Annotated in this window: 8 protein-coding genes and 1 pseudogene; 5 read left to right on the top strand and 4 right to left on the bottom strand. The window is 52.9% G+C overall.

Annotated features, from left to right (window positions below; genetic code table 11):
* Positions 1–297: 297 nt before the first annotated feature.
* Genes kdpF through kdpC form a run of 4 tightly spaced genes read left to right on the top strand, consistent with a single transcriptional unit; the run spans position 298 to position 4,878 of the window.
* Positions 298–375 (top strand): K(+)-transporting ATPase subunit F, encoded by a 78-nt coding sequence (kdpF, locus tag RDL66_RS09035; protein ID WP_374042918.1) that lies wholly within the window; start codon positions 298–300, stop codon positions 373–375.
* A gap of 19 nt (positions 376–394) precedes the next feature.
* The gene (locus tag RDL66_RS07650; RefSeq protein ID WP_308536298.1) at positions 395–2,140 is read left to right on the top strand and encodes a potassium-transporting ATPase subunit KdpA; all 1,746 of its coding nucleotides are present in this window, start codon (positions 395–397) and stop codon (positions 2,138–2,140) included.
* Between the two features lie 11 nt (positions 2,141–2,151).
* Entirely contained in the window at positions 2,152–4,203 is a 2,052-nt protein-coding gene (kdpB, locus tag RDL66_RS07655; RefSeq protein WP_308536299.1) for a potassium-transporting ATPase subunit KdpB, read from the top strand.
* A gap of 21 nt (positions 4,204–4,224) precedes the next feature.
* Positions 4,225–4,878 carry a potassium-transporting ATPase subunit KdpC gene (kdpC, locus tag RDL66_RS07660; RefSeq protein ID WP_308536300.1) on the top strand — a complete coding sequence of 218 codons (654 nt, stop codon included), beginning with the start codon at positions 4,225–4,227 and terminating at the stop codon, positions 4,876–4,878.
* A 278-nt stretch (positions 4,879–5,156) separates the two neighbouring features.
* On the opposite strand, the gene RDL66_RS07665 is transcribed toward kdpC, so the two are convergent.
* The 3 genes from RDL66_RS07665 to RDL66_RS07675 form a co-directional block, all read right to left on the bottom strand.
* Positions 5,157–6,110 (bottom strand): SPFH domain-containing protein, encoded by a 954-nt coding sequence (locus RDL66_RS07665; protein ID WP_308536302.1) that lies wholly within the window; start codon positions 6,108–6,110, stop codon positions 5,157–5,159.
* A gap of 219 nt (positions 6,111–6,329) precedes the next feature.
* Positions 6,330–6,842: a DUF4256 domain-containing protein gene (locus tag RDL66_RS07670; RefSeq protein ID WP_308536303.1), complete on the bottom strand. Its 513-nt coding sequence runs from the start codon at positions 6,840–6,842 to the stop codon at positions 6,330–6,332.
* 294 nt (positions 6,843–7,136) lie between these two features.
* Complete coding sequence (locus tag RDL66_RS07675) at positions 7,137–7,853, bottom strand: transposase family protein (RefSeq protein ID WP_308536304.1); 717 nt, start codon at positions 7,851–7,853, stop codon at positions 7,137–7,139.
* Between the two features lie 52 nt (positions 7,854–7,905).
* Here RDL66_RS07675 and RDL66_RS07680 point away from each other — a divergent pair, with 52 nt between their 5' ends.
* Positions 7,906–9,237 carry an IS256 family transposase gene (locus tag RDL66_RS07680; protein ID WP_374042917.1) on the top strand — a complete coding sequence of 444 codons (1,332 nt, stop codon included), beginning with the start codon at positions 7,906–7,908 and terminating at the stop codon, positions 9,235–9,237.
* Positions 9,238–9,251: 14 nt separating this feature from the next.
* Here the strand turns inward: RDL66_RS07680 and RDL66_RS07685 are convergent.
* Positions 9,252–9,747 (bottom strand): annotated as a pseudogene (locus RDL66_RS07685) (integrase); the annotation flags it as partial.

The following is a 9,747-nucleotide window of genomic DNA, read 5'->3' on the forward strand; positions in this document are numbered from 1 at the left end:
CTCCTAATGAGATTAAGAAAGTATTAATAAACCCGGGGGTGCGGACAAAGTTGAGATCCAATAATACTGGCTGAACTGGGGAGACATAATTCTTAATGTGTTATTAATACCGGCAATAACGTCTTTAGACCATGTTTATATCTTCACTGCTACACTGATGCTTGCCTTACTGAAAGGAGCATGGTTTCATGATGGATTTTATAATGCTTGCCACTTTGGCGGGCAGTGTTGGCTTGATCGTATTGCTTATCGACTGGTGTCGTCGGCAAGTGGAAGAAGATAACTAAGGAGAGAGAAATGGAAATTCTGGGAGTCCTGGTTGTGTTGCTTGGCGGATATTTGATTTATGCGCTCGTCCACCCCGAAAAGTTCTAGTTGAACCGGAGGAATTTATATGTTGCAACTATTATTGACCGTATTAATCTACATAATACTGGTCATCCCCGTCGGCAGCTATGTTTATCATGTGGCCGCTGAGAAACGTACTTTCTGTGATCCTGTGTTTAATCGCGTGGATGAGGCCATCTATCGGATTAGTGAAGTTGATAAGACTCAGAATATGTCCTGGTGGAGATATGCTTTGTCGCTGCTGGCGACTAATGCTGTCATGATCTTGTTGGGCTATCTCATCCTGCGTATTCAGTTTATTCCCCTGTTTAATCCCAATGGTATTGGGGCAATGGAAGAATCGCTGTCTTTCAACACCATTATCAGTTTTATGACGAACACGAATCTTCAACACTATTCCGGGGAAGGAGGGCTGTCGTATCTTTCCCAGATGCTCGTCATTATCTTCATGATGTTCGTTTCCGCGGCATCCGGTTATGCTGCCTGTATCGCCTTTATTCGAGGCCTGGCTGGTCGCTCGAAAGACCAGGTGGGGAATTTTTTTGTGGATCTCGTTCGGGTCACCACCAGGGTGCTATTGCCCTTCTCGCTTTTCGGCGGCCTGCTTCTTGTCTGGCAGGGTGTTCCTCAGAACTTTTCCGCCTCCGCGGTGGTGACGACCCTGGAAGGGACGAAACAGGTTATCGCTATGGGCCCGGTTGCGGCCTTGGAAATCATTAAACACCTCGGCACCAACGGCGGTGGATACCTGGGCGCGAATTCCAGCACCCCGATTGAAAACCCCACCATCATCTCCAATCTGATTGAGCTGTATTCCATGATGCTTCTCCCCGGAGCCTGCGTCATCACCTTTGGACTCATGGTTCGAGACCGTAAACAAGCGACTTTGCCGGTGGGCGGCGCGCTGCATCGAACGGAACTCATCACCCGCTGGTTCGGGTCTGAAGGACGCAGCATCTTCGCTGCTATGGGGATTATCTTCCTCATCGGTTTAGGAATTTGTTTCTGGGCAGAAAGCCAAGGTAACCCGGCATTGGCCCAGGTGGGGCTCAATCAGTCAATGGGCAGCATGGAAGGCAAAGAGGTGCGCTTCGGAATCGCCCAATCCGCCATGTTCACCACGACCACCACGTCCTTTACGACCGGAACAGTCAATAACATGCACGACACCTTGACACCTTTGGGCGGTATGGTTCCGTTGCTGCACATGATGCTGAACGTGGTATTCGGCGGCAAGGGTGTCGGTCTAATGAACATGGTCACCTACGCCATTCTCGCGGTGTTTATCTGCGGGCTGATGATTGGGCGCACCCCGGAATATCTTGGCAAAAAGATTGAGGGACGCGAGATGAAACTCGCGGCGCTGTGCATCATCATTCATCCGTTCCTGATTCTGAGTTTCTCCGCCTTGGCGGTGGCTTTCCCCGCTGGATTGGAAGGAATCACTAACCCCGGCTATCACGGGCTGTCCCAGGTGCTGTATGAGTATTCATCCTCGGCGGCGAATAACGGCTCGGGCTTCGAGGGGCTGGCTGACAACACCCTGTTCTGGAACGTGACCACCGGATTAGTGATGTTCTTCGGACGTTATCTTTCCATAGTGTTACAGCTTGCCATCGCCGGGTCACTGCTGAAGAAACGGTTTGTCAACGAGTCGACCGGAACTCTCCACACCGATACTGCTGCTTTCGCCATCATTTTGGTCTGTGTCGTCTATATTTTCGCTGCACTGACCTTTTTCCCCGCCTTGGCGCTCGGCCCCATCGCGGAACATCTCACCCTGTGGGCATAAAGGAGAATCTCGTGAGTAAGAAAAACCAGAAACTAATCAACCCTGACATCTTTCGTCAGGCCATTATCGGCTCGTTCACCAAGTTGAATCCCGTCTATATGATGAAAAATCCCGTCATGTTCGTCGTGGAAATCGGCTTCTTAGTTACCCTCGTGCTGTCCATTTTCCCCAGCGTGTTCGGGGACGTGAACAACACAAATCTGCGTGGGTACAACATCTGCGTGTGCGTGGTGCTGCTGGTGACGGTGCTGTTCGCGAACTTTGCGGAGTCAGTAGCGGAGGGGCGAGGGAAGGCGCAGGCCGCTAGCCTCAAGAAAACCCAGAAAGGCACCGCAGCCCGTCTCGTGACAGACGATGGCACGGAAACCACCATTGCGGCCAGTGACCTCAAAGTCGGTGATGTCGTGATGGTTTCAGCAGGGGAAATCATCCCCGGAGACGGGGAAGTCATTGCGGGCATTGCCTCGGTGGATGAATCGGCAATCACCGGGGAATCCGCCCCGGTGGTGCGCGAATCCGGCGGGGATTTCTGTTCCGTCACCGGCGGGACGACCGTGGTGTCTGATTGGCTGAAAATCCGCATCACCACCGAGGCGACCAACAGTTTCCTTAACCGCATGATTAAACTCGTGGAAGGGGCTTCCCGCAAGAAGACCCCGAACGAGATAGCCCTGAACACGCTCCTGGTGTCCCTCACCATCATCTTCCTCGTGGTCATCGTCTCGCTCTTTCCGATGGCGGCATACTCCGGGGTGCAACTGCAAACCTCCACGTTGATTGCCCTGGCGGTTTGCCTCATCCCAACCACTATTGGCGGGCTACTCTCCGCCATCGGTATTGCGGGCATGGACCGGGTGACGCGCTTCAATGTCATTGCTATGTCGGGAAAGGCGGTTGAGGCCTGCGGAGACGTGGACACCATGATTTTGGACAAGACCGGTACGATTACTTTCGGCAACCGTCTGGCGGCTGAGTTCGTTCCGGTAGGTGGGAGTTCACTGGCTGATTTGCTGCGCTGCGCGGCTTTGACCAGTTTTCAAGACGAGACTCCCGAGGGCAAATCCACCTTGGATTTAGCGCGACAAATGGGGGATAACACCGCTGAGGCGAGTAGTGGTGAGTTTATTCCGTTCACGGCTCAGACCCGGATGAGTGGATTGAACCTCCCGGAGGGAACGAAACTCCGTAAAGGTTCTCCCGATGCCATCGAACAATACGTGAAATCCCAGGGGGGAAGCGTTCCAGAGGATCTCTGCGCGGAAGTGGAGAGAGTCGCCGGACTTGGCGGCACGCCCCTGGTGGTGTGTGAGGACGCGCAGATTCTCGGGGTGATTTATCTCAAAGACACGGTGAAGCCGGGGATGGTGGAGCGTTTCGCGCGGCTGCGTGCTATTGGAATCAAAACCATCATGTGCACCGGGGACAATGCTTTGACGGCCGCGACCATTGCCCATGAAGCCGGGGTGGATGGGTTCGTGGCGGAGTGCAAACCGGAGGACAAGATTGGCCTCATCAAAAAGGAACAGTCAGAAGGCAAGATTGTGGCGATGACCGGGGACGGGACTAATGACGCCCCGGCTCTGGCGCAGGCGAATGTCGGTCTGGCCATGAACAGCGGCACAAGCGCAGCCAAAGAAGCCGCGAATATGGTGGATTTGGATTCTGACCCGACAAAGTTGATTGAAGTCGTGGAAATTGGCAAGCAACTGTTGATTACCCGCGGCAGTCTCACGACTTTTTCGATTGCGAATGACATTGCTAAGTATTTCGCGATTATTCCGGCCATGTTTATGGTGAAGATTCCGGAACTGGGAGTGTTGAATATTATGCATTTGAGTTCTCCGAATAGTGCGATTCTTTCCGCTCTCGTGTTCAACGCCATTATTATTCCTTGCCTGATTCCCCTGGCGATGAAAGGCGTGAAGTATCGCCCGCTTTCCTCTGGTCGGCTGCTGGGCAGAAATATGTTGATTTATGGTATCGGCGGTATCATCACGCCCTTTATCGGAATCATGCTCATTGACAAGCTAGTAGCGCCGTTTATTGCCGCTTTGGGAATGTAGCAATTTAGAAAGGACACGACAATGAAAACCAACCAGAAGAAAATGCTTCGCGAAACTCGGCAAACTGTGCTTGTTTCGGTGGCGTTGCTGCTCGTGTGCGGGCTGTTTTTCCCGCTCGTTTTGACGGGGCTATCCATGTTGATTTTTCCGCATCAGGCTGAGGGGAACCTAATCTCTGCGGGCGGGAAGACCGTAGGATCTGAGTTTGTGGGTCAGGAAACCACAAAGGAATACTATATGTGGAGTCGACCTTCGGCGTACCACTACAACGTTTACGTGGAAAAAGAGGGCAAGCAGTATTACAACGATGGCTCGAAGTTTCCCGGACTTGCCTCGGGTTCTAACAACTATGCGCCGTCCAATCCGGAGCTGTCGAAACGAGTCGAAGCCGATTTGAAGGCTTTCTTGGAAAAGAACCCAGATATTAAGCGTGAGGACATTCCCGCCGACTTGCTGACCGCCTCGGGCTCCGGCCTCGACCCACACATTTCCCCCCAGGCAGCTGAAATCCAAATTCCCCGCATCGCTAAGGCTTCGGGTCTGAAAGCAGACGAAATTGCTGCGATTGTGAAAGACAACACCCAAGGTAGGCTTTTGGGGGTTTTTGGGGAGGAAACCGTCAACGTTTTGAAAGTCAATATTGCGATTGCTCAGAAAATGGGGTTGCTGCAGTGAGAGGAGGAGCATCAGTTGCCTTTGAAACCGGGTGAAAACTCGGGGCGTGCAGCGACTCTCGTGACGCTATTCAGTATCTTTCTTGGGGCGTCCGGGGCGGCGTGGGGGTTTGGCCTCCGAAGGGAGCCTTCCCGCGGCGCGCAGCTCGTTGCGGATTAGGACTTCGATTTGGGAGTTCACGGAGCGTATATCATCGGCGGCCCAGCGAGCTACTGCATTGTAGATCGCTGGGTCAAGCCGAAGGAGGAGTTGTTTGCGCTCAGCCATTAGGTCGGGATTCACTCCATAGATTGACTCGAGGTGTTAGTTATACAGCGTCCCAGGACTGGTGTCGCTTGCGAATCGGAACACAGCACCACCAGCAGGTTTGAAATCATGGCGGCTTTGCGTTCTTCATCCAGGGTCACAACGTCGCTAGCTTCAAGTTGTTCCAAAGCGTTTTGAACCTTGCTGACCGCACCCTCCACAATCTGTTCACGCGCGGCGATGACAGCCGAAGCTTGTTGGCGCTGCAACTTGGCCTGGGCAATCTCCGGGGCGTAAGCCAGGGTGGAGATGCGGGTTTCCACTACTTCGAGACCGGCCAAGGTAATGCGCGCGGCCACTTCGGTAGAGAGCTCATTAGCCACTTGCTCCATCGAACCACGCAAGGTGGGGGCTCCGTCAGAGGAATTGTCGTAGGGGTGGGCCGAAGCGACATGGCGTGGCGCAGCCTCGGACTGAACATGGACAAACTCTTCGTAGTTTTGCGCCGCAAAAGCCGCTTTCGCGGTATCGGCGACCTGCCACACTACAATGGCGGCAATGTTGATAGGGTTGCCATCCAAATCGTTTACTTTGAGCTGATTGGTTTCAAAGTTGTTGATGCGCACGTTGACCCTTTTACGCGAGGTAAAAGGCATTACTGTGAAGTATCCCGGCTCGCGGATAGTGCCGATATAGGTTCCGAAGAAGGTGAGCACCCGGGTCTCGCCGGGCTGAACCACGGTCATCATCGTCAAGGCCACAGGAAAAAGCAGGAAACATAAAGCTGCCAGCGCAATCATCCACACGGATAGGGGTTTTCCGCTGTCCTCCTGAATCGCCAAGGAGAAAACCAGGATGATGCCACCAACCAGGGTGACAATTGTGAGTAGTAGAGCAAATATGCCCGGTGCGTGACGGGCGGTTTTCTCGGTAATATTGGTCCGTACGCCGTCTAAACCGACCGGGGTAGTGGAGGTCGTGTCCATGATGATCCTTTCTCGGGTTTGCCAGAAGCTCAAGGGCGGTGATGACCTCACGAGTTAATTAGATATTAATTTGATATCAGATTAATTTCAACTTGAAATCCGAAATTCAGACCTGGACTTACTCAGCTTACGGGTGTCAGGCTCCGGCTGTGCTTGCCTGCCTCCCCCATTTCGTCAAACTTGCTCGTCCTATGCGATAGGGGTGGCGCAGGGGTAGTATCAAATCTCTACGTAGGCGCGGAAGCCGCGGGCGGAATAATACGAGTCGGCGCCGTTGTGGTAGATGAAGGTGCGTCCGAAACGGTGGTCGCCAAAAATCGCCCCGCCGGCGGCACGGACTTCGCGGGGGGTCATTAGCCAGCTGCTGGTTTTCGTGTCTAGTGGGTGAATTTTTTGCATCTCGAAATACGTGGCTTCGCTCACGAGAGTAACGCCGTGGGCTGTGGCTTCTTCGGTGGCGCTAGTGGCGGGCGCGTTTTTCTTCCTGCCTTCGCGAGCGGCGCGGTCGTAACACTGGTTGCGGCGTCCCACAGGGGTTTCGGGGCTAAAGTCCGCAAAAAACCAACGGGATTCAAAGATGAAAAAGCTCGGTTCCCCGCCACTTGCCTCGAGATATTGGATGGCTGCTAATGAATCCGCGGCGAGCCGGGCGGCAACTTGCTCCCAAGCGATTTCGGGATATAGCTCCTGGCGAACCGTGAACCGCTCCCGCAGCGTCTCCGTCAGTTCCATTGGCACCTCCTAGATTTTCTTTCCAGATAACTCTACCGGGAAAGCCTCCTAGCCACTGTACTCGCAACACTATCGTGTTGTGTCTGAAAAACTTCGTTTTTCTCAACGTGGCTCCACACTGCAACACGCTGGCTCATGCTTCGCTCGAAACCGTCTCTACAACCGCGTAGCGAAAAATTGGTGAGAACGAACGAAGCGAGTTCGATTCCGCGAGGATGCGAATCGTGGTGCCTCATGTCAATTTGAGCGCGAATGGTTAGTTGTGCGTCATTTAGTTTGAGCGCGAAGTGGGGGTTAGGCGCTGCGGGTTTTGATGCCTTGGGTGAGTAGGGTTTTATGTTTAGCGTGGTTTTGTTCCGTGCTGATAGTGAGTGCCTCGGTAGGGGTTCTGGCTAGGTCGGTGAGTATGGCTTGGTAGCGTAGGATATCGCGGGTTAGCTCGGCAGGGTTCGTGGAATCACGTAACTGTTGTAGTTCTTTGATTTGTGTCCTTGAGAGTATCCCGGAGGCTAGTAAACGGTCTAGGGGTGTGGCTGGTGTGTCGTAGACGCGTTTACGTCTCCCTACACTGTCTTGATTCCAGCCTATGTGTTTCCTGGTAGGAGTGAACAGGTTCATACGTAAGCACACTGTTTTCCATAGCTTGCGCAGGACTTTCAATTCTTCGGGTGTGTCATAACGGTAGTGGAAGCCGTATTTACGCACTACATGGTTGTTTTTAGATTCCACATGTGCCTGGTCGTTCTTCTTGTAAGGGCGCGAGCATGTGAAGAATACGTCCAGGCTAGATGCCCAGTTAATGACTTCCCGGTTAATGAACTCGCTACCATTATCACAGTCCAGGCCTTGGACCTGGTACGGGATGGCTTCTATCGCGGAGTCTAGAGCTTTGAGCATATGCACCCGGGTGTTATTCCTCAGGGTTTCTAAATGTATCCAGCCCGTGTTCACGTCGGTTAACGTCAGGGTACGGACGAACTCTCCCTTGAGGCTCGGCCCGGAGGGTGTCAAATAGTTTGTGTAAATGGTCGGTTCAGTAAAGAAATGAGGATTTACTATGACTATGACTATGATTGATGTTCCTGCTGAGGAATCTGCTGCTGGCGCGTTGCGTCGTGAGTTTATTGATGATGATTTACTTGATTGCTTGGTGGCGTGTTCTGGTGAGCGTGGCGTGGAGTTGACTGGTGAAGGCGGGTTTTTGCCGGAGTTGATTAAAGCTGTTCTTGAACGCGGTATGAAGGCTGAGCTGAGGGATCATCTGGGTTACGACAAGCATGATCGGGCCGGGTATGGTAGCGGTAATTCGCGTAATGGCACCACGGCTAAAACGGTTCATACCGAGGTTGGCCCGGTTAAGATTGATCAGCCAAGGGATCGGGCTGGCAGCTTCAAATCGTGTCTGTTGCCGCCGGGTCAGCGGCGCTTGGCGGGTCTTGATGACATGATTATCTCTTTGTATGCCGGTGGCATGACGGTCAGGGAAATTGGTCATCACCTGGAGGCCACTTTCGGCACCCAGATTTCTCACGAGACGATCTCGAATATCACCGAAGCTGTCCAAGACGAGGTAGCTGCTTGGCAGACCCGCCCGCTAGAGGCGTTTTATCCGGTCATGTTTCTAGATGCGATCCAAGTCAAAATTAAAGATCAAAACAGGGTCACTTCCCGGGCCGCTCATATCGCTATCGGCGTGGATCTTGATGGCATAAAGCACGTGCTTGGCATTTGGGTGCAAGCAGCCGAGAGCGCTAAATTTTGGGCTGGTGTGTGCGCTGAACTGGCCAACCGTGGCGTCAAAGATGTGTTAATAGTCGCCTGCGACGGGCTAACTGGTTTCCCCGAGGCTATCGCGGCGACTTGGCCAGGGGCGATCGTGCAAACCTGTGTGGTTCACCTAATACGGTCCTCAATGCGATTCGTGGCCTACCAAGACCGCAAAGCCGTCGCGGCGGCTCTAAAGCCTATCTACACAGCGGTTAACGAAGACAGCGCACTGGAGGCGCTGGATGCCTTCGAGAAAAGCCAGTGGGGCCAAAAATATCCGGCCACACTAGCGGCTTGGCAGCGAGCCTGGGACAGGTTCATCCCGTTCCTTGCTTTCGGCCCGGCTACCCGTAAAGCGATCTACACCACCAACAGTATCGAGTCACTGAATTACCAGCTACGTAAAATCATCAAAACCAGAGGCCATTTCCCCTCCGATGCAGCCGCTGTCAAACTCATGTGGCTAGCGATAACAAATATCGAAGACAAACGAGCCAGGCAACGAGCTAAAGAAGCCGGCCTACCCAAAGGCAACCCCCGAAAAGCACCAGGCAAACTAATCGAAGGACTAGCAATCCAAGGATGGCAGAAAGTACTTGGCGAACTAGCTCTACACTACCCAGACTGATTCCCAACCACTATTTAATAAAAACCGTTTACACAAAAAACTTGACAAGCCCTCGGCCCGCAATGCGCCACCGTGTCTATCTCGAAAAATCCTGGCTCGTCAGCAATCTCATCCCTGGCTTTCCTGATTTTTATCGAGTTACGTAACAATGCTCCCGGTTTCGTACTCGAAATGCCCCTCAGTTCTAGAGATTGGCGGGCTTCTTTGAGATACCGGTCTATCGTAGAAGCAGACATTCCCAGTAACTCGTCACGTATTTTCTGGCTATACCCGGCTCTTCCTATCACCAGTTCCTCATGCGTTTCAAGGGAATCAAGCCAAACACGCATCGATACTGCCAAATATTTACCGCATTGGCATCCTGATAGCACCCAAACCCGTTGTAGTGTTCTCTTCGCCACCGTGGAATACTTTGTGGCCCTGGCCTTACGGTAATCAATCCTGACCACGCCAGGATTCCCAGTGACATCACTGGTCAGATACCTCCTCGCGGTAGCTCTGGACAATCCC

The organism is uncultured Mobiluncus sp. (assembly GCF_902488535.1).
GTDB lineage: Bacteria > Actinomycetota > Actinomycetes > Actinomycetales > Actinomycetaceae > Mobiluncus.

Coding starts and splice junctions, on each gene's coding strand:
- RDL66_RS07680 (WP_374042917.1), top strand. CDS start 7,906: ATGACTATGATTGATGTTCCTGCTGAGGAATCTGCTGCTGGCGCGTTG.
- RDL66_RS07650 (WP_308536298.1), top strand. CDS start 395: ATGTTGCAACTATTATTGACCGTATTAATCTACATAATACTGGTCATC.
- RDL66_RS07665 (WP_308536302.1), bottom strand. CDS start 6,110: ATGGACACGACCTCCACTACCCCGGTCGGTTTAGACGGCGTACGGACC.
- kdpC (WP_308536300.1), top strand. CDS start 4,225: ATGAAAACCAACCAGAAGAAAATGCTTCGCGAAACTCGGCAAACTGTG.
- kdpF (WP_374042918.1), top strand. CDS start 298: ATGGAAATTCTGGGAGTCCTGGTTGTGTTGCTTGGCGGATATTTGATT.
- RDL66_RS07670 (WP_308536303.1), bottom strand. CDS start 6,842: ATGGAACTGACGGAGACGCTGCGGGAGCGGTTCACGGTTCGCCAGGAG.